General features: G+C 69.7%; 28 protein-coding genes and 4 pseudogenes. 13 read left to right on the forward strand and 19 right to left on the reverse strand.

The genetic code is table 11. From position 1 onward, the window contains the following. Nucleotides 1–386 precede the first annotated feature (386 nt). Both ACIRRH_RS41950 and ACIRRH_RS41955 read left to right on the forward strand, forming a co-directional pair. Nucleotides 387–1,121: a hypothetical protein gene (locus ACIRRH_RS41950; protein ID WP_403078552.1), complete on the forward strand. Its 735-nt coding sequence runs from the start codon at nucleotides 387–389 to the stop codon at nucleotides 1,119–1,121. 186 nt (nucleotides 1,122–1,307) lie between these two features. Continuing rightward, entirely contained in the window at nucleotides 1,308–1,694 is a 387-nt protein-coding gene (locus tag ACIRRH_RS41955; RefSeq protein ID WP_403078554.1) for a hypothetical protein, read from the forward strand. Between the two features lie 332 nt (nucleotides 1,695–2,026). On the opposite strand, the pseudogene ACIRRH_RS41960 reads toward ACIRRH_RS41955, so the two are convergent. Both ACIRRH_RS41960 and ACIRRH_RS41965 read right to left on the reverse strand, forming a co-directional pair. Beyond that, nucleotides 2,027–2,656, reverse strand: a pseudogene (locus ACIRRH_RS41960) (replication-relaxation family protein); the annotation flags it as partial. Between the two features lie 733 nt (nucleotides 2,657–3,389). Further along, the gene (locus tag ACIRRH_RS41965) at nucleotides 3,390–3,662 is read right to left on the reverse strand and encodes a hypothetical protein (protein ID WP_403078556.1); all 273 of its coding nucleotides are present in this window, start codon (nucleotides 3,660–3,662) and stop codon (nucleotides 3,390–3,392) included. A 244-nt stretch (nucleotides 3,663–3,906) separates the two neighbouring features. Here ACIRRH_RS41965 and ACIRRH_RS41970 point away from each other — a divergent pair, with 244 nt between their 5' ends. Then, nucleotides 3,907–4,929 (forward strand): ArsR family transcriptional regulator, encoded by a 1,023-nt coding sequence (locus tag ACIRRH_RS41970; RefSeq protein WP_403078558.1) that lies wholly within the window; start codon nucleotides 3,907–3,909, stop codon nucleotides 4,927–4,929. Here ACIRRH_RS41970 and ACIRRH_RS41975 read toward each other — a convergent pair. The 4 genes from ACIRRH_RS41975 to ACIRRH_RS41990 all read right to left on the reverse strand — a co-directional run bounded on the left by ACIRRH_RS41975 (nucleotide 4,914) and on the right by ACIRRH_RS41990 (nucleotide 7,579). Then, nucleotides 4,914–5,165, reverse strand: coding sequence for a hypothetical protein (locus tag ACIRRH_RS41975; protein ID WP_403078560.1), 252 nt, complete (start codon nucleotides 5,163–5,165; stop codon nucleotides 4,914–4,916). The two genes, ACIRRH_RS41970 and ACIRRH_RS41975, sit on opposite strands and share 16 nt — an antisense overlap. 363 nt (nucleotides 5,166–5,528) lie before the next feature. Beyond that, complete coding sequence (locus ACIRRH_RS41980; RefSeq protein ID WP_403078561.1) at nucleotides 5,529–6,128, reverse strand: transcriptional regulator; 600 nt, start codon at nucleotides 6,126–6,128, stop codon at nucleotides 5,529–5,531. Continuing rightward, nucleotides 6,125–7,192: a PEP/pyruvate-binding domain-containing protein gene (locus tag ACIRRH_RS41985; protein WP_403078562.1), complete on the reverse strand. Its 1,068-nt coding sequence runs from the start codon at nucleotides 7,190–7,192 to the stop codon at nucleotides 6,125–6,127. The genes ACIRRH_RS41980 and ACIRRH_RS41985 overlap by 4 nt, the downstream gene beginning before the upstream one ends. Nucleotides 7,193–7,195: 3 nt before the next feature. Further along, entirely contained in the window at nucleotides 7,196–7,579 is a 384-nt protein-coding gene (locus tag ACIRRH_RS41990) for a DNA-binding protein (protein WP_403078563.1), read from the reverse strand. A gap of 104 nt (nucleotides 7,580–7,683) precedes the next feature. On the opposite strand from ACIRRH_RS41990, the gene ACIRRH_RS41995 reads away from it, so the two are divergent. Then, the gene (locus tag ACIRRH_RS41995; protein WP_403078565.1) at nucleotides 7,684–8,049 is read left to right on the forward strand and encodes a hypothetical protein; all 366 of its coding nucleotides are present in this window, start codon (nucleotides 7,684–7,686) and stop codon (nucleotides 8,047–8,049) included. Between the two features lie 147 nt (nucleotides 8,050–8,196). On the opposite strand, the gene ACIRRH_RS42000 is transcribed toward ACIRRH_RS41995, so the two are convergent. Further along, the gene (locus ACIRRH_RS42000) at nucleotides 8,197–8,610 is read right to left on the reverse strand and encodes a hypothetical protein (RefSeq protein ID WP_403078566.1); all 414 of its coding nucleotides are present in this window, start codon (nucleotides 8,608–8,610) and stop codon (nucleotides 8,197–8,199) included. 322 nt (nucleotides 8,611–8,932) lie between these two features. Next, nucleotides 8,933–9,238 (reverse strand): hypothetical protein, encoded by a 306-nt coding sequence (locus ACIRRH_RS42005; protein WP_403078598.1) that lies wholly within the window; start codon nucleotides 9,236–9,238, stop codon nucleotides 8,933–8,935. On the opposite strand from ACIRRH_RS42005, the gene ACIRRH_RS42010 reads away from it, so the two are divergent. Both ACIRRH_RS42010 and ACIRRH_RS42015 read left to right on the forward strand, forming a co-directional pair. Next, entirely contained in the window at nucleotides 9,188–9,838 is a 651-nt protein-coding gene (locus tag ACIRRH_RS42010; RefSeq protein ID WP_403078568.1) for a Ku protein, read from the forward strand. The genes ACIRRH_RS42005 and ACIRRH_RS42010 overlap by 51 nt on opposite strands. After that, complete coding sequence (locus ACIRRH_RS42015) at nucleotides 9,835–10,257, forward strand: hypothetical protein (RefSeq protein ID WP_403078570.1); 423 nt, start codon at nucleotides 9,835–9,837, stop codon at nucleotides 10,255–10,257. Before ACIRRH_RS42010 ends, ACIRRH_RS42015 begins: the two co-directional genes overlap by 4 nt. A gap of 112 nt (nucleotides 10,258–10,369) precedes the next feature. Here the strand turns inward: ACIRRH_RS42015 and ACIRRH_RS42020 are convergent, their stop codons facing one another. The 5 genes from ACIRRH_RS42020 to ACIRRH_RS42040 form a co-directional block, all read right to left on the reverse strand. Beyond that, complete coding sequence (locus tag ACIRRH_RS42020; RefSeq protein WP_403078572.1) at nucleotides 10,370–10,774, reverse strand: hypothetical protein; 405 nt, start codon at nucleotides 10,772–10,774, stop codon at nucleotides 10,370–10,372. Between the two features lie 156 nt (nucleotides 10,775–10,930). Then, a complete protein-coding gene (locus ACIRRH_RS42025) occupies nucleotides 10,931–11,332 on the reverse strand; it encodes a response regulator transcription factor (RefSeq protein ID WP_403078574.1) in 402 nt (133 codons plus the stop codon). Nucleotides 11,333–11,396: 64 nt separating this feature from the next. Further along, the gene (locus tag ACIRRH_RS42030; protein WP_403078597.1) at nucleotides 11,397–11,858 is read right to left on the reverse strand and encodes a DUF2199 domain-containing protein; all 462 of its coding nucleotides are present in this window, start codon (nucleotides 11,856–11,858) and stop codon (nucleotides 11,397–11,399) included. Nucleotides 11,859–12,073: 215 nt separating this feature from the next. Then, the gene (locus ACIRRH_RS42035) at nucleotides 12,074–12,508 is read right to left on the reverse strand and encodes an ATP-binding protein (RefSeq protein ID WP_403078576.1); all 435 of its coding nucleotides are present in this window, start codon (nucleotides 12,506–12,508) and stop codon (nucleotides 12,074–12,076) included. Between the two features lie 275 nt (nucleotides 12,509–12,783). Further along, entirely contained in the window at nucleotides 12,784–13,650 is an 867-nt protein-coding gene (locus ACIRRH_RS42040; protein WP_403078578.1) for a helix-turn-helix domain-containing protein, read from the reverse strand. 227 nt (nucleotides 13,651–13,877) lie between these two features. Between ACIRRH_RS42040 and ACIRRH_RS42045 the strand changes: the two are divergent. Next, nucleotides 13,878–14,069: pseudogene (locus tag ACIRRH_RS42045) on the forward strand (sigma factor-like helix-turn-helix DNA-binding protein); the annotation flags it as partial. A gap of 70 nt (nucleotides 14,070–14,139) precedes the next feature. Here the strand turns inward: ACIRRH_RS42045 and ACIRRH_RS42050 are convergent. From ACIRRH_RS42050 to ACIRRH_RS42060, 3 genes are all read right to left on the reverse strand, one after another. Continuing rightward, nucleotides 14,140–14,586 carry a hypothetical protein gene (locus tag ACIRRH_RS42050; protein ID WP_403078580.1) on the reverse strand — a complete coding sequence of 149 codons (447 nt, stop codon included), beginning with the start codon at nucleotides 14,584–14,586 and terminating at the stop codon, nucleotides 14,140–14,142. A 117-nt stretch (nucleotides 14,587–14,703) separates the two neighbouring features. Next, nucleotides 14,704–15,156 carry a hypothetical protein gene (locus tag ACIRRH_RS42055; protein WP_403078581.1) on the reverse strand — a complete coding sequence of 151 codons (453 nt, stop codon included), beginning with the start codon at nucleotides 15,154–15,156 and terminating at the stop codon, nucleotides 14,704–14,706. A gap of 579 nt (nucleotides 15,157–15,735) precedes the next feature. Then, on the reverse strand, nucleotides 15,736–16,461 hold the full coding sequence (locus ACIRRH_RS42060; RefSeq protein ID WP_403078583.1) for a GNAT family N-acetyltransferase: 726 nt from the start codon (nucleotides 16,459–16,461) through the stop codon (nucleotides 15,736–15,738). 175 nt (nucleotides 16,462–16,636) lie between these two features. Here ACIRRH_RS42060 and ACIRRH_RS42065 point away from each other — a divergent pair, with 175 nt between their 5' ends. The 3 genes and pseudogenes from ACIRRH_RS42065 to ACIRRH_RS42075 form a co-directional block, all read left to right on the forward strand. Beyond that, on the forward strand, nucleotides 16,637–17,131 hold the full coding sequence (locus tag ACIRRH_RS42065; RefSeq protein ID WP_403078584.1) for a GNAT family N-acetyltransferase: 495 nt from the start codon (nucleotides 16,637–16,639) through the stop codon (nucleotides 17,129–17,131). Nucleotides 17,132–17,270: 139 nt separating this feature from the next. Beyond that, a pseudogene (locus ACIRRH_RS42070) lies at nucleotides 17,271–18,510 on the forward strand (IS701 family transposase). A gap of 41 nt (nucleotides 18,511–18,551) precedes the next feature. Continuing rightward, a pseudogene (locus tag ACIRRH_RS42075) lies at nucleotides 18,552–18,746 on the forward strand (MBL fold metallo-hydrolase); the annotation flags it as partial. Between the two features lie 50 nt (nucleotides 18,747–18,796). Here the strand turns inward: ACIRRH_RS42075 and ACIRRH_RS42080 are convergent. Next, the gene (locus tag ACIRRH_RS42080) at nucleotides 18,797–20,053 is read right to left on the reverse strand and encodes a Na/Pi symporter (RefSeq protein ID WP_403078586.1); all 1,257 of its coding nucleotides are present in this window, start codon (nucleotides 20,051–20,053) and stop codon (nucleotides 18,797–18,799) included. A gap of 1,144 nt (nucleotides 20,054–21,197) precedes the next feature. Then, complete coding sequence (locus tag ACIRRH_RS42085) at nucleotides 21,198–21,890, reverse strand: SDR family oxidoreductase (protein WP_403078587.1); 693 nt, start codon at nucleotides 21,888–21,890, stop codon at nucleotides 21,198–21,200. 634 nt (nucleotides 21,891–22,524) lie between these two features. On the opposite strand from ACIRRH_RS42085, the gene ACIRRH_RS42090 reads away from it, so the two are divergent. Then, nucleotides 22,525–22,887 carry a hypothetical protein gene (locus ACIRRH_RS42090; protein ID WP_403078589.1) on the forward strand — a complete coding sequence of 121 codons (363 nt, stop codon included), beginning with the start codon at nucleotides 22,525–22,527 and terminating at the stop codon, nucleotides 22,885–22,887. Between the two features lie 63 nt (nucleotides 22,888–22,950). Here the strand turns inward: ACIRRH_RS42090 and ACIRRH_RS42095 are convergent, their stop codons facing one another. Then, on the reverse strand, nucleotides 22,951–23,619 hold the full coding sequence (locus ACIRRH_RS42095; protein ID WP_403078591.1) for a hypothetical protein: 669 nt from the start codon (nucleotides 23,617–23,619) through the stop codon (nucleotides 22,951–22,953). Between the two features lie 92 nt (nucleotides 23,620–23,711). On the opposite strand from ACIRRH_RS42095, the gene ACIRRH_RS42100 reads away from it, so the two are divergent. Next, complete coding sequence (locus tag ACIRRH_RS42100; RefSeq protein WP_403078593.1) at nucleotides 23,712–23,846, forward strand: hypothetical protein; 135 nt, start codon at nucleotides 23,712–23,714, stop codon at nucleotides 23,844–23,846. Nucleotides 23,847–24,008: 162 nt separating this feature from the next. After that, the gene (locus ACIRRH_RS42105) at nucleotides 24,009–24,314 is read left to right on the forward strand and encodes a hypothetical protein (RefSeq protein WP_403078595.1); all 306 of its coding nucleotides are present in this window, start codon (nucleotides 24,009–24,011) and stop codon (nucleotides 24,312–24,314) included. The last annotated feature ends 566 nt before the right edge of the window (nucleotides 24,315–24,880 follow it).

Below are 24,880 nucleotides of genomic sequence, written 5' to 3' on the forward strand. Positions count from 1 at the left end.
GGACCAGCTCCGCAACCCGCTTCACGCGCCTCTGCCGACAGACGACCGGCCGGACCCATACCGACAGTCGCTGAAGATCACCAACAGCATCCAGAAGTTGAGCCAGAGCCTGCTCTCACCTACGCAGCCAGCGGCCTGGAAACCGTCAGGCAGCTGCTGAGCGGGGAGCAGCTGGCCGGGTCCGGTCGGCTGAAGGAGGCTGAACGGCGGGCCTCCCAGGCCGTCTGGGCGGATGAGCACTGGGTCAGGCTGTCCGGCAAGGATCGTGTCGCCGCTCGCAGCCGGCTCAAACACGTCGATGCCCCGGTCCCGGGGTCGAACTACTGGTTCGTGAGGTGGACTCCGAGATAGGGTGCTCGTCTTGCAGCCGGTCGCTACCTTTGGAAATGAAGTACGGGATGCACATCCTGGATGACCTCTCCGAACTCTCGGAGCGAGCTCAGGATTTCCTCCGCCGCACGGGCCGACGTGAGAACCCGGTCCGGTTCGAAGTTCCGATCGAGCTATGGCGGGTGCGCAACCGCACGGGCCGTCTCGTGCCGGCACCCATGGAACTCATCATCCGATGCGAAGGCTTCGAGCAGAGATACGGCGGACTGCGCTACCAGGTGAGGCACAGCTGGACCGTTGGCGGAGAACGATACGATACGGCCCGTGGATGGGAGTACGACCACTTCGGCGTGAACACACGGGCCTGGCAAGACCCCGCGCAGGGCGGCTGGTATTTCCAGTGGTTCGGTGAGCGCGTGTCGAAGCCCTGCCGGGACCTGCTCCATACCAATGGAAGCGTGGGCACCGACGTGGACGGCGGCAGTCCGTACCTCCCTGTCGCCCCCTCCATCACGCATCTGATCGAGTCCCATGCCCTCACCGACGCCGTCTCCGGCTGGAGACCCTGGCCTGTCGGCGGTGCCGCTGCGGTCTCGGTCTCTGACGTTCTCGACGGACTCGTTGAAGTACCGGAAGCCTCGTGGGGGTCCTCGCGATGGCGACTGTCGGACTCCGTCGCGGTCTTGGACAGTGACGACTGGGACCGGGAGAACCCAAGCCGTCGTGTGCGCATCTGGTCCCGCGACAAGGCCGGCCACCGGCAGGTCCATGAAGCCTTCGAGTGTGCGTGAGCGAGTTGTCGACAGATCGGGATACAGGTGGCCGAAGAGTCAGTCGGTCTCCGGTCCTTCCTCGCCCCGGCCTGGGGCGAACTCGAGTAACGGGGGCGGCCCGCAGACGAGTAGATCCCAAGTACAGGATCGCGTCTGGCGGCCGGCTGGCATCATGGGAGTTCGATCTTGAAGGAGGGCTGACCGGTGAGACTCGTCCGCGACCCCGTTTACGGCGAGGTGGATCTCACCGCCTCGGCGGAAGAACTGAACCGCTTGGCGGTCGCGGTGGCCGAGGGCGAGGGGCAGTTCGGCTCGACGCCTTCGCCCGGCCGCCACGACCTGGCGGGGGTCGAGGTCGGGAAGACTTCCGGTCCTGGGGTCCGTCTCCACCTCGACTCCCTGCGGCAGATTCTTGTGATCAGCGGTGACTCCGCCGCTCGGGCCGTATTCGCGGACAACCTGCGTGCCATGGCCGCTGCCGAGGACGGCGGCCACCTCCATGTCGACTACTTCCCTGATCACCCCTACCTGGTCAAGGGGTCTCTGCCGTTGGTGGTCAACAGCCCGCATGGAGGTATGCCCATCCGGTGAACGGGGCGGCCCGTCGATACGGGTCAGTGATCGTAGGCGACCAGCGACCGGGTGACCGGTGCACCGATCTTGTAGTTGTGCCTGGCAGCCGCCGCAGAGGCTGGTGCCGTCGCTGGGCCTGCCGGTGTCGATCTCGTCGCAGCGGCGGTTGCAGCCCGGGCAGCGGGTCGCTTCCAGCCGCTGGTGCCGGGCCTCGCGCTCGGCCTGGTACTCGGCGTCGAGGCGGGCCTGGACACGGGCGATGTACTCGGCGTGGGCGAGGGCGTCGAGGAGGGTCTGCCACTGCCGGCCGCCGAAGCGCCACCAGATCGCAGCGTGCGGCCCGTTCTCCTTCAAGTCGTCGAAGTGGCAGGCCAGGGTCGGGATCCGCCCGGTGAAGTCGAGCGGGTCGTGGCGCGGCGAGGCCCAGTGCCGGTCGGTGAGGCCCTGGACCTTGGTGATGAGGTTGTTGAGGCCGCGGGTGCCTGCGCGCCGCCGAGAACCAGGGCGATGGGCGGCAGGCTGTCGGGGCCGGCCATCGGGTACGTGCGCCGCCAGGTCGGCAGCTTCTTCGCGTGGCTGTGGTGGCCTTCGTGCTTGGGGTCGTTGTAGGTGAGGGCGAAGTACTCGGCGTAGCGGTCGAATTTGGCGGCGATGACGTCGGGGGTCTCGTTGTGGAGGTCGACTTCGACCAGGAGCACGGGCACGTTGTCGGTGGGTGCGGTGAGGACGGCGTCGGCGAACTGGTTGCGGTCGCCGGGCAGCGGGTGCGGGGCTTCGGTGGTCCAGTCGGCGATCCGGCCGATCGACTTGCCCGGGGTGGCCGGGCTGGTGAACGCGACGATGGTGTCGTTGACGGCCATCGCGTGCGGGGCGCCGGTGGTGCGGCCGACCGAGCGGGCCCGGCCGCCGATCTTCCGTTCGGAGGGCAGCGTGGACTTCGCGGCATCCAGGCCCAGGTCGGTCAGCCCCCAGATCACCGCCCCGGCCCCCGGCGGCCGGACGGGCCGGCGCTTCGCCGGCCGCTCCGCGGCGGCCCCGGCCGACCGGTCGCTGTCGGGCGGCTCCGGCTGCCTCGGGAGGCCGGAGGTGCTGCCGCGCTGCTCGGCCGGCTTGTTCGCGCAACGCCGAGGCCACGGCGTTCGGGTGGGCGTGGTCGGGCCTGGCCAGGAGCCAGACCTGCTTGACCGTGGCGACCTTCAGCACGCCCAGCGCCTGGAGCACGCTGTGGCGCAGCGGACCCGTGCTGCCGTTGGGGTAGGCCTTGGCGCGGACGAAGGCCGTGCGGGTCTTCGCTGCCGGCCGCTGTCCCTGTCCCTCGCCGTCGTGGCTCATCGCTGGTGCTCCCCGCGGTCGGTGATCGTCCGGTCTCCTTCGATACCTCATGCCACCGACAGAGCGACCGCCGACCGCCGCCGCCCCGCCCGCCGTTCAGCCCGGTCATCGAGCGGGCGCGGCCGACCGGCCGGAGAGGAACACCCCCGAGCAGGCCGCCCCATCGGCCGCCCTTGGGGTGGGCGTCCGGGTAAGGGGCTTGCTGGGCCTGGGTGGCTCCGGCGTCGCGCGCCTCGTAGAGCCGCTGGGCAACGGAGTCGGGCATCTTCTGGGTGATCGTGCGGGGGCGCGGGTCGTCGGCCGGGAGGCCGAGCCGGGGCTGTCCCACGCGTGGGACAGCCCCCTGGTGCTGCCGGTGCGGGCAGCGCGTCCTGCGTTCGATCAGCTGGCGTAGACCTGACCAGCCCAAAGGCCGCCCTCGCTGATGCACCGGTAGTACTTCACGTTGGACGCCGCCAGGAAGTACGAGGCGCGGGCATCGCAGGCCGACTTGGCCTTGAAGTACTCGCCGGTGTACTGCCAGGTGTACCCGGCCTGGATAGCGGGCCCCGCCGAGGCGGGGGCGGGCGTGGCCGCCACGGCCGGTGCGGCCGCAGCACCCAGAGCGAGCGCGGCACCGACAGCGGTGGCCGCGAGAGCATGACGAATACGCATGAACGCCTCCATGGGTGGTTTCTCGACTCGGGCGACCTTCCGGCCCGGGGGAACCACCTGTGTCTCGCGGTTCCCGGCCCGTCGCCCTCGGGACCCATCCTGACGGTGCCGGCGGGCGCGGCCCCAGTCCTTTCGGCTGTCGCCGAAACACCTGTGGTGAGGCCCACTTGAAGCAGTCGTGCGCGACCGGAGACGATGGGCGACGGGAAGGTGGGCGTCCGAACAGAACCCGGGAGACCCTCACATGCTGCGCATCACGTTCACCTCGCAGGACCTCGCCAGGACTCGGATAGCGGCGACATGGGGTCCGCTCGGCGAGACGCTCCTCGCGCTGACAGCCCTGCAGCAACCGCACAGCAGGGCGATGTTCGGCGCATGGCGACACGAGGTCCATGCCCGCTCCCCCGCCCGCGTCCATCCGGCCTCGTCCCTGTTCCGGGAGACCGTCCTGGACCTGTTCACCGTCACCGGCGCCGCATCATCCGTCGAGGAGGGGGCCGAGGCACTGCGCGCGGCGCCGGCAGAGCGTCTGCGGGCCGAACTCGAGGGGGCCGTCGAGGCGCGGGCCCGCTACTCACGCTGCACGGGCCCCTGGGCGGGCGTGGCGTGGGGCGACATCGCGTACGACCGGGCGGACCGTGAGGAACTGCTGGTGTTCCTCCGCGACGTCCACCGCGTCGCCGTGGCCCCCCACTGGCAGCGCATCCTGCCCCGCCTGCGGGCCGAGCAGACCACGCACGCCCTCAGGCTCGCCCAGGACGGGCCCGAGGCGATGCTCGCGGGACTGCCGCCCGAGTTCCGCTGGAAGCCACCGACGCTGGAGATCGGCAGGGGCGCCCTCACCGGTACCGTCGACCTGGCGGGTCGGGGCCTGCTGCTGGTCCCGTCCGCCTTCTGCCAGACCAGACCGATCACCTACACCGACCCGATGGACGACCAGGCACCCGTCCTGCTCTTCCTCCCCGTCATACGCGGCGTCTCCGACGCCGCCGCACTGCTGACGACGTCCCGCCACGGGACCGACGGCGCCTTGTCCGCGCTCCTGGGCCGCACCCGCGCCCGAACCCTCCATGCCATCAGCGACGGCCCGTGCACCACCGGGCAGCTCGCCGAACGCCTCAGCGCGTCGCTGCCCACCGCGAGCGAGCAGGCCACCATACTCCGCCAGGCCGGCCTCATCACCACCACCAGACGCGGCAGTGCCGTCCTGCACACGCTCACCCCCCTCGGCAGCGCCCTGCTCAACGGCCATCACTTCCAGACTTGATCGCCCAGAAAAACTGTCCCCGGCCCTCCGAAGACGGCGGGCCAACCGCCGACGGGAAGCAGCCGCTCTCCGCTCACCCGCACGACGACCAGCTTCCCGTCCTCGAAGCTGATTCGATCACCGACGGCCAGGAAGAGTGGTCCCGCCAGCTCGAAGGCGCAGCCGTTGTCGGTTTCAAAGTCCTCCGCCCGCACCAACCGCGAGGTCGGCGTGGCCCCATCGGCAATCAGTCGCATGCCGAGATGGTCCCATGCTGTGCGACGCCATCACGGGCCAATCCAGAAGGCTGACAGGCCGGAGGTTAAAGAACAGGTTCAGTGCCTGTTTGTAAAGCTCCGAGCACCGTTTCGCTGGGCCAAGAATCGAACAAATGGCGAGGCTTACCGCACGTCAGGCACCGGCGTACTTCGTAAATGTGGCGAAACGGTCTATGCAGGAGATGCTGGCTCAGGACGCCCAGCACCGGCGTTATGGGAGGGCCTCGGCCGGGGAACAGACATCCTGCCCGGCCGAGGCCGGTCGGTCGCCGCACGGGACCGGGCCCAACTGGTGATCGTGGCATGCGAGAGCGGGCTGACCGTCACGGGCCGAGCGGCCTTTCAGCGGGTTAGGCCGAGTGTGGCGATGAGGTCTTCGTGCAGTTCGAACCAGACCCGGTGGCAGGAGTCCCGATCGATGCCGGTGATCCACGTGGGGTCGGTGTTCGCTCGGTGCAGTGCGGTGGTGAAGCGGTGGTGGTACCCGGCGAAGCGGGCCAGCTTGGCGGTGAGGCGGGTCTCCGTCTGGGCCAGTGTGCGGGCGGGTTGGGTGAGCGCGGTGATCGTCGCGGTGAGGGTGACCCGCTGCTCGCCGATAGCCAGTTCGGTGAGCTGCCAGGCCGTGCAGGCCGCGGCGACTTGGTCGTTGGCGGGCAGGAAGTCGCGGTAGACCTCCTCCACGGTGGTACGGGCGCCGGCGGTGTCAAGCTCGGCGGCCAGGAGCTGCTCTCCATGCCGGGAGCCGGCCTCGGTCAGGGACCAGCCGCTCTCGCCAGCGAAGCTGGAGTGGGTCACCCATCCGCGGGCCTGGGCGTCCAGCAGGTGCGCGACCGTTTCCGGCTGGGGCAGTCCGGTGCGCTCGGCCAGGCGGGCCGCGGTGGCGTGGCCGAGAGTGCGCACGGTGTGCAGGACCAGCAGGTTGCCTGGGGTGATCCGGGTCATCGGGGTTCCTTTTCGTGGGCGGCGGTGACGGTGCCGCGGGCGCCGTCCACCGTCACTGCCTGGCCGGGGGTGAGGAGCGTGGTGGCGTTTGGGGCGGCCAGGACGGCCGGGATCGAGAATTCACGGGCCACGATCGCGGCGTGGGCGAGCATGCCTCCGGTCTCGGTGACTACGGCGGCCGCGCGGGCCAGCAGTGGCGTCCAGGCAGGCGAGGTGGTGCGGCAGACAAGCACGGCGCCCGGTGTGAACCGGTCGAAGTCGTCCGGGCTGGTGATCACCCGCACCGGGCCGGTCGCGGTGCCGGGACTGGCCGCGGTCCCGGACACCAGTAGCCGCCCGGACGGCGCTGCGGGTGGCGCGCTGCGTGGTGTGGTGGTGATGGGGCGGGCCTGCAGCACCCAGATGCTGCCGTCGGCCAGGGCCCACTCGATGTCCTGCGGCCCGCCGAACAGGTCCTCGACCCGCTGGGCCAGCCCGGCCAGATCGTGTGCCTGCTTTGGCGTGAGGACCCCGTCGCCCTGCGGACCGGTGGTTTCTCGACGGTCGAGGATCCACCGTTGCGGCGTTACGGCGCCGTCCACGAGACGGTCGCCGAGCCCGGCGGTCGCCTCGATCACCACCTGGTCGGCCCCGGTGACCGGATGCCGGGTGAACGCCACGCCGGCGGCCTCGGGATCGACCATGATCTGCACGATCACACGCGGCATGGACGCCACGTGACCGGTCCGCGCGGCATAGGCCGCCGCGTGGGGGCTGTCCGCCGAGACCGCGCAGCGTCGCACCGCCGTGGCGACCTGGACCGGGTCGGCCGCGTGGAGGGTGGTGTGCAACTGGCCTGCGAACGAGGCGGCTTGCCCGTCCTCGCCCGGTGCTGAGGACCGCACCGCGAACGGCCCGCCGCCCAGCGCCAGCAGGGCGGGGGCCAGCTCGCGCGCAAGGCCGGGCGCGCCCGGGTCGGTGATCACGAAGCCGTCCGGCACCGCGAAGCCGGCGCGCAGCAGACGTCCGAGGTTGGCGGCCTTGGGCCCGCATCGCACCGAGGCTTCGGACAGGGCGATGATCACGCGTCAGGCCTTCCTGGTCGGGTCGGCGACGCGGGCCTGCAGCCGGTGCATGCGCTGCTGGGCCGCCTGCGGCGAGTCCAGGCCGAGCGCGCCCGCGATCTGCGGCCACGTCATCCCCGCCCCCCGGGCGGCGAACAGCAGTCCGGCCTCGATCTGATCCAGCTCCGCGCGTGCCGACGCCAGCAGCCGCAGCCCCGCCGCCGGTACCTGGGCCCCGGTGTCGGGTTCACGCGCGACCCAGGCGGCGAAGCGTACGAGCTCCGCGTCCGAGGCCGGCCAGCGCACAGGCTGCCACGGCCTGCGTTCCAGCTCTGACGCGCCGGCGGCGTTCAAGGCCGCACGGGCCTGGTCGAGGTTGGCGGCATGGTCGTGGTCGGTGCTGGCCATGCGCCCATTCCACGGCATCAACACTTTGTTGTCAACGCAATGTTGATATGCGGATGGGCGTCCTGCCACGTGTCTCCACCGGCGCAGGGGATATCAACCACCCCATGTACGACGACCCGGAGATCGACTGGACTCGGGTGAAGCCCTACAACCGGGCCAGCCGCTGCCTGCGGCGCGAGAACCCCGGCGACCCGTGGGTCAGCAACCGCGCGGTGGGCAAGACGCTGCGCGACGCCGACCTCACCGACGTCGCCGCCCACCTCGCCGACACCCGGCCGGACCCGACGCTGCGCCGGGCCACTGGCAAACACGGCGGCCTGCGCGTCGACCAGATCCACACCACCCCGGCACTCGCCCCGGCGATCGTCGACTACCGGACGGTCGAGCACGACCACTCCGACCACCTCGGCGTCGTGGCCGTGTTCGACCTGGCGCTCGTCGACGACAGCCTGCTGGACGACTTCACCTGACACACCGTCGCGCGTCCAGCTGCCGGCTGCGGGCCCCGTCCAGGTGGCCGGGAGGATGGCCGCCTCGCCGCTCGTCGCGTCCGCTCGGTCCGGGAGGCGGCTGGCCCTCCTCCCGTACGAGCGCGCGTAGCCGCCGTGCATTCGCGGCTACGCGAGGGCCGCCACCACGGCCTCCTCGCCGACGGGATGCGCCACCTCGGACACGGGGGCCGCCACGCTCACACCACCGTGTTCGTCCGGCAGTTTCGGGCGCGCTTCGCGCGGCCGGGCGGCTCGCCCCCGACCGGTGCAGCGGGCGGTGACCGTCCGCACTCGCAGGGCGCCATGCCCGTCGCCGACACCCTCCCAGGCCGCGTTGCCGGCCGTCAGGCGCAGTTCCGCGGTACCCGGCCAGGCGATCGGGGTCAGAAGCGTGGCGCCGGTGGCGCGCAGGCGCCGCTCAAGCCGGGCGAGTTGCCGCGCTGCGGGCGGCCCCGTGGGGCGCAGAATGAACGTCTCGCACGCGTCGGCGAGCACGGACGCGACGTCAGCCCACTGATCACCAGGGTCCTCGGCCAGCACAGTGCGCTCCCAAGGCAGCCCGTAGGCCCGGGCAGTGGCCAACCCGGCCTCGGGCCAGCCGATGATCGAAGTCCAGAGGCTGTCGGATGCGGCGGCCGGCCCCGCCGCCACCGCGAGGAACAGGCCGGCGTCCAGGACTCGACCACGACGCCCTTGGGCAGGCGGCCGTCCAGCAGCAGCGGCTCCAGGGCGGGCAGGACCGGCCGGGTCGCGGCCTCGACGCGGGCACGGCGGGCCTGCGGGCTGGTCTCCTCCAGCATGGCCGCCAGCCGCGCGCCGCCCACCGGCGCCACCGGATCCGGCACAGCGGCGAGCCGGACACTCACCGCTCCTCCCCGGTGACGGAGGCCTGCACCGTCGCCTCGGGCGCCACGCCCGCCGTGAGCATCGAGGCGTCCTGCATCTCGGCGGGGATCGGGCGCAGCGTGGCCGGGTCAGCGACCAGCCAGGCCGCCTGGCGGTCTTCGCCCCAGCGCACGTGGGCGATCCATGGCAGGTCGGGTGCGGGGCGGCGCTGCTCGGTGACCAGGCCGGAGCGCCATCGGCCCTCGGTGCGGATCCAGGCCAGGCGCCAGCAGTGGCCGGAGTCGTCCGTGGCGGGTGTGCCGGTCATCTCCGAGGGCACCATGACGGCGTCCTTCAGCGGGGCGGAGCCGATCGGTTCGGGCAGCGGGCGGGTCGTCGTCTCGTCGAACAGCCGCCGCGGCGGATCTCCACCAGATGCCAGCGCCGCACGTCGTGGTGCAGCCCGGGCAGCGTCATCAGCTCCCTGGACGCCCGCTCGGCATCACCCGGCAGCACCCCAAGACGGGCGGCGCGGGAACGGAATGTCGACGAGCACAACGGCGGCCGGATCCGGCAAAAACGCGTCTGCGAGCTGGACGGCGCGGACGTGCCGTTCGAAAACGTCGCCCGCGGCTACGAGGCCCCGGACGGACGCATGGTCGTCCTGACCCAGGACGACCTCGCGGACCTCCCGCTCTCCAGCACCAGAGAGATCACCGTGCTGGGCTTCCTCGACGCCGACCGCGTGGACCCGGTCAACCACGACAAGGCCTACTGCCTCGGACCATCCAACCCCGCCGCCGCCCGACTGTACGCGCTGCTGCGCCAGGCCATGCTGGAAGCCGGCCAGGTCGCCGTCGCCCGCGTGGCGATCAGGACCCGGGAAAGCCTGGCCGTCCTGCGGGTACGCGAGGACGTCATCGTGCTCCAGACCCTGCTGTGATCCGCCCTGCCGCGGGCATCGCCCCCGAAGGCATCCAGCTGCGCCCCAAGGAGGTCACGCTGGCCCGGAACCTGATGGACGCGGTCACCAAAAACTTCCGGATCGAGGCCGAGCACGACGAGTACAAGCACGCCCTGGAGCAAGTCGTCGAAGCCCGCCTCGCCGGCCTTGAACCCCCGCACGCCCCGCAGTCCCGTGTCCTGCCGCCCGGCAGGGCCGTCCTGGACCTCACGGCCGTGCTGGAACGAGCCCTCGCCGACGCCCGGGAGCGGCACCCGAAGACCAGCGACGCGGTGAAGAACACCAGCACCACCAAGCAGGCCGACAAGAAGACCGTGGCCCACAAGAGCACCAGCAAGGCCCTGCCACCGAAGGCCGGTGGGGCGGCCCGAGACAAGGGGCCGACCGGGCGCGCATGACAGGGCCGGGCGGCCGGTGCACAAGTGCCCGGGTAGAGGGCCGGTCCCGACAAACCAGGACGGCCGGTCGATCTTCGGATCGACCGGCCGTTTCGTTTTCCGTGGACGCCGGTCAGTTGGCGACGACGGTGGCCGCGGCCCCGCTGCGGTCGAGCTCGGCGTCGTAGATGTGCACGACCACGTTCACCGAGGACCTGATCCACGTGTCACCGGGCGAGGTGACGCCCACCGGAATGGTCACGGTCTCCCCGCCGGTGCAGGGGAGCTGGATCGAGCCGCGGCCCGATACGGCGGATTGCGTGGCCTGGACGGTGATCTTGACCCAATCGAATGCCGGGAGGCACCGGTAGCTGACGGAGACGTTCAGTGTCCGCCCGGCATCCGCGACGGTGGCGCCGTTGACGCCTATGGAGAGTCCCCCGGCGCTCGCGGGCGCGGCTGCAAGGATCGCGCTCGCCATGGCAAGGGCGGGGACGGCCAGGAAACGGGCGAACTTGGTACGGGTAGATGCGCTCATGACAACCTTCTCTCCGGCAGTGGCAACGGACGGGATGGGGTGATCGAGGGGAGCTTCCGAGCCTCCCATGCTGCGGTCCGCCACTGACTCGGGAGTCAAAAGAGTCGGTGGATGTCTGGAATGACACCGCGATGTGGCGTGGAGTCGCCCACAAGCTCAGGACGGCTCGCCGTAGCCGTTCTGGTGGGCCCAGGCGACCGCCTCGGCGCGGGTGCGGGTGCCGATCTTCGCGAACAGATGGTTCACATGTGTCTTCACGGTGGACTCGCCGATCACCAGGCGCCGACCGATTGCGCCGTTCGACAAGCCCTGCGCCATCAGCCGCAACACATCGGCCTCCCGCGCGGTCAGGGCTGCCGGGCCTGGCGGTTTCCGGGCGGCCGCCGCGACCGGCCGCCGCCAGGAGTTGCTGCTGCACCACCGACGCCAGGGTGGCGTGGCCGGTGACGGCCGCCTCCTCAAAAGCAGGAACCGATCCTTGGCCTCCGGACGGATACCCGCCACCACCGCGCGAATGTCGAGGGGCCCACCTATCTGGTCAAGCGGATCCCCGTCCACGAACGCTCGCACCACCACCCCCCCCGAGACGCCGGGTCGTTCTCCCAATCCTGGCCGGTCATGGTCAGGAGCCGTCGTTGGCAGAGTGAAGAACGGCCTCGGCGATCTCACGCACGCGATCCCGGGTGATGCCCGTCCTCTGCTCGACGGCAAGGGGGTGATCGGTGGGTTCGAGCTCGATGAGGGGACGTTGACCGACCGGCCTCGTGTGGAGGTTGGTCTTCAGGTTGGTGGTGCTGGGTGAGTAGATGGGAAGCTCGGTGGTCAGCCAGCCGAAGTACGGCTTCTCGGATTCGCGCCCTGGTGAGTCCCAAAGGTCTGCGGCGCGGGCGAAGTTCTCGCGGCTCAGGGAGACCCAGACGCCCCAGGAGAAGACGTCGCTGCTGCCGATGACCGGTATCTCGATCAGGCCCTTGACGAAGTAGTGCTGTGCTTTGATGACGCACTGATCCGACGAGAGCAAGCAGTCCGGGGCCTCGTCGTAGCTCGGGTCCCAGACGTAGGGGGCCGTTGTCGAGTAGTTCATCGGCAGTTCTGCGTGCTCCTCGCCGCAGCACGAGCAGGTGAACCCGAGATCGCTGGTCATGGGCGGAAGCCTAATGATCAGATCGGACACCCAGAACGGGTTCGGAGCGGGAAACGATCACGTACAGCGCGGGAACACGCTCCGCTCAGCGCTTGCATACGCCCTGATCAGGGAGTTTCGTCGGTGTCCCACCTTGGGGCACGGGCGCCCTGGGGCTATGCCGAACCGGGAGAGCGAGTGCGCAGGTCCGCATGGACGGTCTTGCCGTACGGCTCGGGGGTGGCGCCCCAGTGGCCGCCGGTGAGGTGGTGAACCAGAGCCAGGCCCCTGCCCGACTCGGCGGCAGGACCGGCGTCGATCAGACAGGGCAGGACGCGGGAGCCGTCCCGAACGCTGATCCGCACGCACCGGTCGGTGGTCCGCTCGACCGTGACCGCCATCTCCAGCCGGCAGCCGGTCTTCGCGGCGTTGACGACCAGCTCGCTGACGATGAGTTCGCCGGCCTCGACCAGGTCCTCCAGCTCCCACCCGGGCAGCGTGGTGCGCACCAGGCGCCGGGCCGCCGCGGCGGACTGCGGCTCGTAGGACAGCCGCGCCCTGACGGAGTCGCAGCCATGGGGCCGGGTATGGGTCTCGACGGCCGCAGTCACCGCGCACCACACGCCCGCCGGCGCCGCCCGAGCGTGGCCACGGCCGTGGCCGGTGGGCGGGGTGTGGGGTACGCGGCCACGGCGGTTCTCCGCTCTCTCGTCGGCGGTGACGGCTGCACGGACCCCGACACAGGGGGCGGGCCCACGCAACGGCCCCAACTCGCCGCCCGCATCACGGCGGAGTCCGGGTTTCCGGTCCGTCATTGCGGGCGACGGGTCGACGGTAGAGAGTGATCGGCCGGACCCTCAACGCGTTTGCACGTGTTTGCAGGATTTCAGCCCAGGGAGTCAACAGCCCGGGAGATCAGGGCCCGTGCCTGCGAGCCGTAGACGGCAAAACCCTTGAGCCGGTCGAACGCCTGGGCGTAGAGCGCGAGTTCGCTGGGCGTGGTGACGGTCACCTGGGCGGACAGCAGCTCCACCCCGGCTTCGGCGTCGTCGAAGATGTTGAACGTCTCCACCGGCCACATGGTGCGCTGGGCGGTGAACGGGATGACGCCGAGCGAGACGGCCGGCAGTGCCATGGCGGCCCGTAGGTGCTCCAGCTGCTCGGCCATCGTCTCGACGGTGCCGAGGCGGTAGTAGAGGACGGACTCCTCGATCAGGATCGCGAAGCGGTGGTGGCCGGTGCGCACGACGCGGGAGCGGGCCAGGCGCGCCTTGACAGCGTCGGCGACGTCGTTGGGGGTGCGGCGGAAGTCCGCCACGGTGGCGAGCAGGGCGGTGGCGTACGCCTCGGTCTGCAGGACGCCCGGTACGACGCGGGAGGAGTAGGAGCGGAAGTGCCGGGTGCGTTCGTACAGGGGCGCGGCGGATTCCTGGAGGCGGCGCAGGCCGGTGCGGGTGAGGCGGCGCCACTCGACGTACATGGAGTCCACGGCACGGTTGGCGGCGATCAGGTCCTCGGCCTGGTCGTCGGCGCCGCAGGCCCGGCACCAGGTGCGGATGTCGGCGTCCGAGGGCGCGGTGCGGGCGTTGATGACGCGGGAGGTCTTGGCGCCGTTCCACCCGCACCGGGCGGCCAGCTCCTGCCCCGTCAGGCCCGCGTCCAGCATGACCTCGCGCAGCCGCGCGGCGACGGCCAGACGGGCTTCCTGTGCGCTGGAGGACGGGAAGGTGGGCCATTCGTAGGGTTGGGTCACCCAGGGGTTCTGGGTGTGGCTATCAGGCGGCTGCCGTTCGTGGCTTCCCTCGCTTCGCCGCTGAGGGAGCGTCCGCGCGGACACGGCAGCGGGCCGGTCACGATCTGCTTGGCGCGCCAGAGCCCGGTACCCGTCTCCGCACGGAGGATCTTCGCGACCTCCAGCAGTCTGGGGCCGGCCTCGTGAAGCACCACGTTCTGCGGGACGTCGTCACAGACGAGCGTGACGTGCTGAAGGTGGAGGACTGGGCGGAGATACGCCGACTGCATCGAGCAGAGGGCGTGCCCATCAAAGAGATCTCACGGCGGCTGGGGGTGGCCCGGAACACGGTTCGGGCCGCGTTGAACTCGGACCGGCCGCCGAAGTACGAACGTGCCCCGCGCGGTTCGGTGGCGGACGCCTATGAACCGCAGACCCGCCATCGACGCGAGCTCCTCGCGAAGGAGAACCGCGTCAGCCGCGACTGATCCGGCCGCCGGACGCTGCTGTTCACAGCGACCACCAACAATACAGGCGCATGCGGGCCTCCCGGGCGCGCTGGGCCAGGGCCGCCAGGGCTTCAAGGACATCACGCGCGTTGAAGACGTCGACCTTGCCCTGCTGCAGCTCGGCGGTCATGGACCACGGCTCGGCGACATGCACAAGGTCAGCCCGCGTCCCCACGGCGAGGGCCTCGACCAGCGTGTCCGACACGCTAATGACGAAGTGGCTTTCGTGCTCCGCAGAGGACAGCAGTTGCCCGGATCGCGGGCGCCGGCTGGCTTCCTCATAGCTGCAGTCCGTGAGGATCGCTTCGAGCTGGGCAAGAGCGACGACCGGGTCGATGTTCTTGAGGAAGACCACGTCGAGCCCGGCCGCGGCCGGCCCTCCGGGCCGCTCAGCCACGGCCAACGCGGCCTGGTCGTCAGCGGCGGAGAAATAGTCGCACAGCGTCATGGCACCGAGTCTGACATCCATGGCCGACAGTCCCGCCTGCCCAGAACAGCGCCAGCAGACCCGCGAGCCGCCGACCGCACAAAAGGGTCAATTTTCCGAGACCCTCACGGGTCGTTTTCAGAGATCGGCGACACGGACGCCGTCAAGAAGATCCTTGGCGATGTAGCCGCCATTGCGATCGGTTCTGACGGGCCGAGCGACCGTCAGCACGGCGAGGGTGCCGGCTTCGGCGGCGCGGCGGAAGTCGAAGACGTTGGTGAACGGGCCGGTCACCAGGAGCAGGACCTCGTGGGTGCGTAGCGCGCGCCACCATTCACGGCCGGCGGTGACAGGTGCGTCGTACCAGGGTTGTCCGGTGGGGTGGTGGATGGTCAGGTGTGGTGGGGCAGCGGTGGCGGCCCAGCCGGGGTGGGGGGTGTCGTGCGGGCAGGCGGCTTCGCGGGTCCAGCCGTCGACTGGATGGGGTGGGGGTGCGGCTGGGGCGGGTACCACCAGGACCGGGCGCCGGTCGGGCAGCAGCTCCGGCCACGCCCCGCCCGCGAGCCCCGTACCGGCGATGGTGATCTCCATGGTCCGCCCCTGCCCCGCAACCCCGCCCGGCACACCCCCCGCCCCGGGCACGGGGCCCATCATCCCTCAGACCAGCACGCGTCCGCAGCCGACACCGGCGGCAGCGGGTCGGCGCAGCGGGGTCTGGAGGCTCGCGCCGGGGCGGCGCGGTGTTCGGCCGCCACGCGCGCCGCCTTGGCCGGGCTGGACGTGCGTTCGGCGTCGTCGGCTTGCCTGTCCCCGCCTCCGGCTCGAAGGCGGGCCCTGACACGAGCGCGTCACCGGGCGGGGCGCCGCGAGGCGGCCCTGGTTCAGCGTCCCCGCAGGCACTCGGTGAACGCGGCCAGATCGTGGCTAGGATCGGCGCGACCGCCGGGTTAGATGCTGCGCAGCAGCATCGTGTGCCAGGTCTCGTGATAGCCGTCTGCGTGGTCGTCCAGGTCGCCGATGGCGCGGCTGAGGACCGGCGGAGTCGCCAACCCCGACTCACCTTCAAGTGCCTCCTGATCGAGACCGGCTCCGACTCCTACCGACTCCAGACCAACCGAGGCAGAGCACCAGGACAGGCCCTGAGCCCGACCGCGGCAGGGCTCCGCGTGATCAGACCAACTCGACACTCAACTGGGAGCCGAGCTCGCTGAACCCGAGTCCGACCGCGACCTTCCTCGACGCCGGAGTCCGGGCCCGCCACTGCGGCAACAGGTCCTGGGCCAGCGCATGCCGCACCGCCGCAGACCCGGTCGCGCGAGCCAGGCCCTTGCCGCGCCAGGCGGGCGCCGTCAGCACACCTATGTGAGCGGCCCCGCCCGGCCATTCGCGATACGCGGCCGCAGCGACGACCCGGCCTTCGACTCGCACAATGAACGCGGGAGAGGACATCTCGTCCAGGCCGGCCTCGTCGGCGTCCTCCGGCCCGGCGGCCTGTTCGAGGTCGCCCAGCTCGAAATAGCCGCCTGGCAGCTCTTCCATCCGCAAGCCCTCCGGCGGCGCCGCGGGTCGGAAGGCGTCGGGCGCGACATAGGCGAGGGCGGCTGGCCCAAGGACCTCGCTGGTCGGGAGCGCTGTCCTGAGCGCCTCAGGATCTGTCAGCTTGTCAGCGGGCAGCTCGGCCAAGGACTTGCGGATGCGGCCAGCAGCCTCCTCGCTCGGAGCCGTGACGATCGCAGCCCCGCCCAGGAGCACGATGCCCGCCCACTCACGCGGGCAAATCCTCGACCCGGGAGACACGACGACGGTGACCTCGCCTGCCGCACCGAAGAAGACCGGCACCGACGCCAGCTCCTGCCACACGCCCTGGGCCCTGACCAGCAAGGAATCTCTTGTCATGGCCCGATACTGCCAGGCTCAGGGTCCCGCACGCGCTCGGGATTAATAGGGCGAGACCGTCACCGAAGACCCCTAATACTCCAGCCGTAGATCGTTATGTGCCCTGGTCTTGGGGCTGTCTGCCACTGGCGGAAACTCAGGTGGCCTCAGCACACGATCTGGGTAGAGTCGGGCAATGCCCGAGCTGAAGCGGCTGCATGCCGACCACGCCCCGGCGGTCCTGGCCTTCGAGCTGGCGAACCGCTCCTACTTCGCTGCCTCGATCCCCGACCGCGGCGACGACTTCTTCGACCAGTTCACCGACCGGCACAACGCCTTGCTGGCCGAGCAGGAGGACGGCAGCTGCGCCTTTTACGTGCTCGTCGCCGAGGACGGCTCGGTACTCGGCAGGTTCAACCTGTACGACTTGGAGGACGGCACTGCCACACTCGGCTACCGGGTCGCGGAGCAGGTCGCCGGCCGTAGCGTGGCGACCGCGACCGTCCGGGAGCTGTGCCGGATGGCGACCGCGCGGCACGGCCTGCGCACACTGCGGGCGGCCACCTCCCACGACAACGCCGCGTCCCAGAAAGTCTTGACCAAGGCCGGGTTCGTCCCGGTTGGCCCTGCCACCCCGGCCGATCTCGGCGGCAAGTCAGGCACCTGGTACCAGCGCGACCTCCAGCCATAGACCTTGATCTTGCTCGTGGGTCGGCCGCGGGAAGGCTGCGGCCACCGCTGATCATCGGCGTGTGAAGACTAACGATCTTGCGGTGGCCGCAGGTCACAGCGTAGACCCTGCCCGCTGGCAGGAAGCGTTCGAGGACCTGATGAGCCGGATAGCCGACCGGTTCGCCCGGGTCGAACCCCGGCGTCGGGTACGGGATCTGGTGCTGGGGCTGCTGTCGGACCTGGCACGCAAAAAATGCTGGAGCATCGCCGAGTGGGCCGGAGAGGCCACCCCGGACGGCATGCAGCACCTGCTCGGCCGGGCTCGATGGGATGCCGACGCCATACGCGATGACGTGCGCGAGTACGTCCTGGAACATCTGCACGACGAGGGTGCAGTGCTGGTGGTCGACGAGACCGGGGACGTGAAGAAGGGCACGCACACCGTCGATGTCCAGCGCCAGTACAACCGGCACCGCCGGAAGGATCGAAAACGCGCAAGTCGCCGTCTACCTTGTCTACGCGGGCTGCCGCGGGCACGCGGCGGTGGACCGGGAGCTGTACATCCCGCGCTCCTGGACGCGCGACCCAGATCGCTGCCGAGCCGCGGGCCTGGACAAGGACACCGTCTTCGCGACCAAGCCTGAGCTGGCCGCCCGCATGATCGGCCGGTTCCTCGACACCGGGCACCGTGTGGGCTGGGTCACGGGCGACGAGGTCTACGTCGGCAACCCGAAGCTGCGGATCGCGCTGGAAGAGCGCCAGGTCGGCTACCTGCTCGCCGTCGCCTGCTCACATGAAGTCACCACCGGCGCGGAGAAGTTCCGCGCGGATTCCCTGGCTGCGAAGGTGCCCAAACGGGCCTGGCAAAAGCTGTCGGCCGGGGCCGGTGCCAAGGGGCACCGCTTCTACGACTGGGCCGTCATCGACCTGGCCGAACGCCGCCCCGGCAGCCGCCAGCTGCTGATCCGCCGCAACCGCACCACCGGTGAACTCGCCTACCACCGCTGCTTCTCAGCCGCCCCAGTGCCCCTGACCGCCCTGGTCCGCGTCGCTGAATCAAGGTGGAGGGTGGAGGGGACCCTCCAGTCCGGAAAGGGCCTGGCCGGACTCGACGAACACCAAGTCCGCCGCTACACCTCCTGGTCCCGCTGGGTCACCCTGGCCATGCTCGCTCACGCCTTCCTCGCCGTCGTCCGCGCCGACGAACACGCCCGGCACCCCACACCTGCCGGGCTCATCCCGCTCACCTGCAACGAGATCCAGCGACTGTTCATCACCTTGGCCGTCCGGCCCATGCACGAGGTAGCCCACCGGCTCGCCTGGTCCGCTTGGCGACGCCGCCACCAAGCCCGAGCCCAAGCCAGCCATTACCGACGACAAGCCGCGAATCGGACATGAAGATCACGATCTACGGCTGGAGTATTAGGCCGTTTACTGCCCTGGCCGCGGTCTTCACCGGCGACACCCTCCTCCAGGGCGGACCCGGCGCGACCGGGCGCTGATACTCCCGTTTCCCGACGGTCATCGACTCCTTCCGCGACCGCCTGCTCGGCCTCCCACCAGAGACGAGGGTCCTCACGGGTCACGGTGATCCGACCACGGTGGGGACGAAGACCGCTCATCTGAACGGGTGAATCACCTGAGGGCACTGAACCCTGACGGGTTCCGCCGTCGGACGCCGTACTCAGAGCACGCCCACCAGCACGATGACCAGGGCGGGCAGTGCGATGAAGACGGTGCCGAGGTAAACGGCGAGGACCCACCGGTGCTCGGAGGCGATGCGGGCAAGGGTCTCGGCGCAGAACAGCGGCACGGGGCGCAGGAGCGGTGTCACGTAGATCACGACGATCGCGAAGAGGTTGTAGATCAGATGCACGAAGGCTGCCTGCAGGCCGATCTTCGCGTCCTGTCCGACGCCCGCGAACGCCGCGAAGACCACCGTGAACGTTGTGCCGAGGTTGGAGCCGACGACGACGGGATACACCTGCGCCGGTGTCAGGATGCCTGTTCCGGCGAAGGGGACCAGCACGGACGTGGTGATGGTCGAGGACTGGGTGACGACGGTTACTCCCATGCCTGACGCCATAGCGAGGTAGGCGTTGCGACCGACGGCCTTGATCAGAATGTCGCGGGCCCTGCCGACCATAAGCAGTTTGAGCAGCTTTCCCAGGTAGCGGACGGCGACCAGGATCAGCGCGGCGCCGATCACGATGGTGAACAGCGGACCGAGTGTGCTGCTGACGTGCGCGGTCGCGTGGATCACTCCGTGTTCCACCGGTCTGGTGGCCGCCCGGATGAAGTTCAGGTGGGCCGGGTTCGGCAGCCAGTCCGTGCCGTACAGCGCGTTGGTCAACGTCCCGCTGATGTGTTTCAGCGGATGCCAGATCAGCTCGATCGGGAAGAAGATCAGCAGCGCGAGCCAGTTGTAGAAGTCATGGACGGTCGAGGCGCCCAGCGCCCTGCGGAACTCTGCGCGGTTGCCGATGAAGGTCAGTGCGACCAGGCTCGTCGTCACGGTGGTGCCGACGTTCGCGCCCAGAATGATGGGGATCGCGCCCTGGATGGGCAACGCGCCCGACCCTACGGCGGTGACAGCGATGGCCGTCGTCGTGGTCGACGACTGGATCAGGACCGTACCGAGAATGCCGACGCTCAGCCCGACCCACGGGTGCGCGGCGAAGGCGAACATGGTGTGCGCCGCGTCGCTGCCCAGCCCCGCAAAGCCGCGACTGATGATGCTCACGGCACAGATCAGCAGGTAGATCAGCCCAGCGACACCGCACCAGCCGAGGGCTTTGGTCCATGCGGGGAGCTGGTTGGCTCCGGCGCCGTGCTCGGCCGCGGGGGCCATGAGCGCCGAGCCGCCGGAAAGGGGCCGCCCGGAGACGTCATCCTCTTTGTGGCTGTTGTCCGGCTCGCCGTCGGATGTGGCCTCCACCATGAACCAAGGCTACGAGCTCCTGACGAGGGGCGCGCGTGGCTGAGTTCCGTACGTGTGCAACCGACGGCTGGGCGGCGCCCCGTTGCCTGGCCGGTACGACCTGGGCCGGCAGGTCCCCGCGGACGGCCATCGCCACCTGGGCTGCGCTGATCCTCGCATTCACCACCACCGCCGTCACGGCCGTGCACCGGGTCGCGACTGCCGACCACCACGGCCAGGGCCCGTCAGCGTGGACACGGGCGTGAAGGTCTCTGCCGACAACAACCGTGCAGGTGGCTGATGCTGCGTCCGAGTGAGGTCGGCGTGGTGGCTTCTCCTCTCTCACCTCATGGGCCTACGGCCTTCACGGTGGGCGCGGCAACGGCCATTCCGGACCGGCCGGGAACCGTCCTCGCCTTGCGAGGTGGCTGCGGAGCGTTGACGAGGGCAGCGCCCGGACAGCTGCCGCGACCGGCTGAGTTACAGCGGACCTCCCCGAGGGTCACGTCTCGCTCTTCCGGTGTGGCGGTGGGATCTTCGAGAGGCTGGCCGAGGTCGGTCAGGAGCTTCTCGATGCGGCCGGCGGTGCATCGGTGGCGCTCGACCTCCCGGTCCCAGCCCTGGCTGGCGGCGTCGGTGGCGAGGGCGTGCTCGACCTTGCGTCGTGCTCGCAGCCGGGGCGCGTAGGCGGGTGTCGGTCGAAGAGGTGTTCAGACGCGAGGATCTGGTTCGCTTGCTCTGCAAGGAGACTCGGCAGCAGAACCGTACTTCCGCGATCAAGAGAGCGCGGAAGGTTGTAGCGAACCCCTCCTTGTATCGCCCAAAGAGACGCAAGCCGAAGCAGGCGACGGCAGCGGTGACTCGTGCTGACGTCGTGCCAGTGGCTGGTTTCAGGACTGCCCCACGTGCCTTCGATGCCGACCAGGTGCGCAAGGTCGTCCCGTCCGCTGTTGAAAGTGGTCGACGGCACTGACCGGATGATCACTGCCTATGCCCGCGTCGTTAGCGGGTGCCCGGCCGACTGGCATCATGGGAGTTCGATCCCCCTACAGGCCACGGGACGACGGATCAGCTGTGGCGTCACGGCCGCATGACGTCATGATGCCTCGCGGCGGGTGCGAAATACACGGTCCTTCGCCGCGCAGATTCGATCGCCATACTCGCGTCAGCCAAGCTGCCCGGTCGGCCGCATGGTGATCTGGTTGATGTCCACGCCCGCAGGCTGGTTGAGCGCGAAGGCGATCGTGGCCGCGATCTGCTCGGGGGTCATCGCCTCCTCAGGGGTGCCGCCGCGCTCGGCCCAGAACGCGGTGTCCACCACTCCGGGGGCGACGACGGTCACGCCGACTCGGTCCTTGCCGACCAGCAGCCGGGTGTTCTCGGCCAGCGCGTGCGCAGCCCACTTGGTGACCGAGTACAGGTTGCCGGGCGTGTTGCGCACCCCGGCGACGGAACCGATGAACACGATCCGGCCCTTGGATGCCCTCAACTGCGGCAGGGTCTCGCGCACCAGCAGGGCCGGGCCCAGAACGTTGGTGAGGACCATGGCGCGCATGTCCTCGGGGGCGTGGCTCTCCAGGTTGCCGGGCAGCGAGAAACCGGCGTTGGCAATGACGTTGTCCAGTCGGCCCCACGCCTGAACCACGCGGCGCACGGCGGCGGCGACGTCCTCCGCCTCGGCCGCGTCGCCAGTGATCGTCAGCAGCCGCTCACCCGCTCCGGCCGAAGCGGCGAAGGCGGCCAGCTTGCCCGCGTCACGTCCGGTGACCGCCACACGGTGGCCCTGCTTGAGGAGGGTGCGGGCGGTGGCAGCACCGATTCCGGTCGATCCACCAGTGATCAGCGTGACGGGCTCCATGCAACGGCCTCCTCGGCGACGTGGTCATCAGTTCCCCAAAACGCCTGCACTATACGTGGGGTGAGCTGCTGCCAGGGTTGTCACGCCGTACCGACTCCGCCCAGGCCCGCTCGGCGACCCAGGTGCAGTTGCATGAGCGGCACCATCCCAGCCCGATGCCTGTGCTGGCCCGGCTCGTCGGCTCCGCCTCACCCGCGGCGGGGGAAGCACGGCAAACATCACCCGCCGCAGGCCGCCACCCGCAGGCCAGACCCACACCAAACACACCCCCGCACCACGACAACCCCCAGAAAACATCAATGCCCTCGCAGGTGACGGCCCGGATGTGCGAGGTGGCGGACAGCCGGCACCTGCGGTCAGGCATTCGGTCAGATGAAGTCGATCACCCTTCTCGTCCCCGAGGAGTGGCAGGATGGCCCGCATCACGCACCCATCCGGTCGGATGTCACGCGTCCTGACATCCAAGGGACGGGGGCGCCACCTGCCGGGGAAGGAGGAAGATCCGACACGGACGGACCACCCTCGGCCCCGGTCAGCGCTCAGCGCACTTCTTCAAACGCAGAAATGCCCGGACGGCAACGTCCGGCGATCTCGGAGGAACGGAATGAATTTGCATCGCCCGGCCGCGACACTCATGGCGGCCACTGCCCTCCTGCTCTGCGGTCCTGCCCACGCCTCGGCAGAAGACGGTAAGGCGCAACGGGAAAAGACCGTCAAATGCGTCAACGCGGAGATGGAGAAGGAGAACACCGCACGCAAGGGAAAGGATGGGCATCTCACCGACGTCCAACTCAAGGCGCTCCAGAGGATCGTCGACGATGAAGTCATGAAAGGCCCCCTGAAGAAGCCATCGAATGACGAGCAGAAGAAGGTCCTGAAAAGGATTGAGGATGCAGCCAAAAAGGACAAGGACCTGAAGGATCTACCCATGGCAACAATCGACAAGATCTTGGTGGAGCTCAAGGAAAAGGGGGCATATTGCGAAGACCAGAATTGACGTTGGCGGCTTCGCAGCCAACGTGAAGCCGTCCGAGCCGGGTTTACCGCGAGCGGCCTGGGGCTACCGGGGGGTGTCCACTTGCCAGGGAGCGGGTCGGCAATGGCTCGGCGCGCCTAGATATCTGCGGTGGCGAACTCGGCCAGGAGGGCCGGCAGGTGCTGACCGATCCGCGCCATTTGCGCCGGCGTCGGCGACGATGTCGCCGTATCCGGGCATCTTCAGCTTCCCGTTCGTCAGGTCCGTCTCTTGTGCCCCTGCGTCGCGCAGCAGGGCCTTGACCTGTTCCTTGAGCTTTGCGGTCTCGGTGTGGTCCGGCTGGTAGTCCAGGAGCTTCGCCTTGTTGGTGATGTTGGTGATGTCCGCGTAGTGCATCCGCAGGCATCGGCCTACCCGTTCCAGCCGTTGTTGGGGGCCGAGGAGCCAGACTGCGCGAGCGGCGTTCTCCAGCGCCGCTCGCAGGAGGGTGAACGGGGCGTGGGAGTGCAACAGCATCTGTTGCTCGCCGTCCTTCACCTCGCGGCGTACCAGGTCGGTCAGGGCGCGCAGGTGGTCGATCGCCACGACCAGGGCGAGGACGGCGCTGTGGGAGAGCCGGTGGGGGTCGGTCTTGGCGTCATCACCGACGAGCGCACTGCCCATGCCGACCTGCCACAAGGGCTGGTCCTCGCCGGTGTAGCGGGCAAGCGTGTCAATACGGCCGAACTGTGCGAGCAAGGCGCGCACGAGCACCGTGTGGTCCTCTGGTCCGGCACTTCCAGGGTCGTCATGGCAGAACGCTACGAGCTCACGCAGCAGGCCTCCATGGTTTTCTCCCCCAGGCAGTGGCCCTGCCGGAGCGACCGGCTTGGCGCGACCCGGGCCGAATGCTCGGCGCGGTGCTGGCGAACGCCGGCTCCGGGCTGACCGTCGCCGCGGTGCTGTTCCTGGCGCAGCATGTCGAGGTCGTCTGGCACTGACACCTCGGCTGGGGACCGGTCCGCTACCCGCTCGGGGGTTCGGGCGCGGACCGGTCCTCCCAGTGTGTGCGGGCGGGCGCAGCGGGGCCCCTCGGGTTGCTCCGGCAGCGGCAGCAGCCGCGGGCCCGACGTCGACCCGCCTGCATCGGCCAGCGGCCCGGCATGTTCGTCGGCAGAACTTCCTTCCACCTGCTGACCGCCTTCCTGACCGGCTATGACCAGCACGCCATCCGTCACGGCGGACACGGGCTCGCCGGCTGGCACGCCTGGCTCATCGCCCGCCGAGGCCGCGAGTGCAGTCACGCCTGGCCCGGCCAGGTCCTGCACATCGCGTTCCCAGACGGCTGGGACAACATCTCGGACCTGCCGCCCGAGGACGAGAAACGCGCGATCAAGGTCCTGTTCCAACTCCTCGACGACTTCGCTGCCGAGCGCGAGGCGACGCAGGGCGCCCAGGCATCAGATTGACCGAGACGACAGCCCGCAGCCCGTCTCGGACAATCTGGAACACCCCTGGTCACAGCCTCGGCGTGGTTCGGCCTCACTGAGATCAGGACAGCGGCCGGGTGTGCGGACGCGGCGCAGCGCGGTGATGGTGTCGGCGGCTTACTCGGTGGGCCCAGGGGCGGGCTGTGGGGCGGCCTGGTGGGCCTGTGAGGCCGGGAACGGCAGCACATGGAAAACCGCACGACGCCGACCAGTGGAAACGTCACCAGCACGACGTCGGAAACCGCACCACGATGACGCCGGCCCCACCGGCACCGCCCCCGACCAGGCATCAACCCGTACGTCGGGACGACAAACCGTTGCAGCCCACCGCGACACCGTCATGCAACTTCACAGCTGCCGGTACACCAGGAGGAGGCTCCTGAGGCCACCGTGCGGGGCTTGACGCCCCGTCCGGAACAGTCCGCCCCGAATGGGCTGTGGGTGACGGGCTTAGGGCACGTATTCGGTCGTGATCAATCTGTGTGATTCACCTTCGCGGCGGGTCCTGATCCGGTAGACCGTGGTGTGTGACGCGAGCGCAACTG

Origin of the sequence: Kitasatospora sp. NPDC101235 (assembly GCF_044767505.1) — a bacterium.
Taxonomy (GTDB): Bacteria; Actinomycetota; Actinomycetes; order Streptomycetales; family Streptomycetaceae; genus Kitasatospora.

What these genes read in the sequence shown, in the direction of transcription:
- ACIRRH_RS42065 (WP_403078584.1), top strand. Translation starts at nt 16,637, where the DNA reads ATGCCCGAGCTGAAGCGGCTGCATGCCGACCACGCCCCGGCGGTCCTG.
- ACIRRH_RS41970 (WP_403078558.1), top strand. Translation starts at nt 3,907, where the DNA reads ATGCTGCGCATCACGTTCACCTCGCAGGACCTCGCCAGGACTCGGATA.
- ACIRRH_RS41995 (WP_403078565.1), top strand. Translation starts at nt 7,684, where the DNA reads ATGTACGACGACCCGGAGATCGACTGGACTCGGGTGAAGCCCTACAAC.
- ACIRRH_RS41980 (WP_403078561.1), bottom strand. Translation starts at nt 6,128, where the DNA reads ATGACCCGGATCACCCCAGGCAACCTGCTGGTCCTGCACACCGTGCGC.
- ACIRRH_RS42105 (WP_403078595.1), top strand. Translation starts at nt 24,009, where the DNA reads ATGTTCGTCGGCAGAACTTCCTTCCACCTGCTGACCGCCTTCCTGACC.
- ACIRRH_RS41950 (WP_403078552.1), top strand. Translation starts at nt 387, where the DNA reads ATGAAGTACGGGATGCACATCCTGGATGACCTCTCCGAACTCTCGGAG.
- ACIRRH_RS42005 (WP_403078598.1), bottom strand. Translation starts at nt 9,238, where the DNA reads ATGGTGCCCTCGGAGATGACCGGCACACCCGCCACGGACGACTCCGGC.
- ACIRRH_RS42060 (WP_403078583.1), bottom strand. Translation starts at nt 16,461, where the DNA reads ATGACAAGAGATTCCTTGCTGGTCAGGGCCCAGGGCGTGTGGCAGGAG.
- ACIRRH_RS42085 (WP_403078587.1), bottom strand. Translation starts at nt 21,890, where the DNA reads ATGGAGCCCGTCACGCTGATCACTGGTGGATCGACCGGAATCGGTGCT.
- ACIRRH_RS42050 (WP_403078580.1), bottom strand. Translation starts at nt 14,586, where the DNA reads ATGACGCTGTGCGACTATTTCTCCGCCGCTGACGACCAGGCCGCGTTG.
- ACIRRH_RS42030 (WP_403078597.1), bottom strand. Translation starts at nt 11,858, where the DNA reads ATGAACTACTCGACAACGGCCCCCTACGTCTGGGACCCGAGCTACGAC.
- ACIRRH_RS41990 (WP_403078563.1), bottom strand. Translation starts at nt 7,579, where the DNA reads ATGGCCAGCACCGACCACGACCATGCCGCCAACCTCGACCAGGCCCGT.
- ACIRRH_RS42080 (WP_403078586.1), bottom strand. Translation starts at nt 20,053, where the DNA reads ATGGTGGAGGCCACATCCGACGGCGAGCCGGACAACAGCCACAAAGAG.
- ACIRRH_RS42090 (WP_403078589.1), top strand. Translation starts at nt 22,525, where the DNA reads ATGGCGGCCACTGCCCTCCTGCTCTGCGGTCCTGCCCACGCCTCGGCA.
- ACIRRH_RS42055 (WP_403078581.1), bottom strand. Translation starts at nt 15,156, where the DNA reads ATGGAGATCACCATCGCCGGTACGGGGCTCGCGGGCGGGGCGTGGCCG.
- ACIRRH_RS41975 (WP_403078560.1), bottom strand. Translation starts at nt 5,165, where the DNA reads ATGCGACTGATTGCCGATGGGGCCACGCCGACCTCGCGGTTGGTGCGG.
- ACIRRH_RS42020 (WP_403078572.1), bottom strand. Translation starts at nt 10,774, where the DNA reads ATGAGCGCATCTACCCGTACCAAGTTCGCCCGTTTCCTGGCCGTCCCC.
- ACIRRH_RS41965 (WP_403078556.1), bottom strand. Translation starts at nt 3,662, where the DNA reads ATGCGTATTCGTCATGCTCTCGCGGCCACCGCTGTCGGTGCCGCGCTC.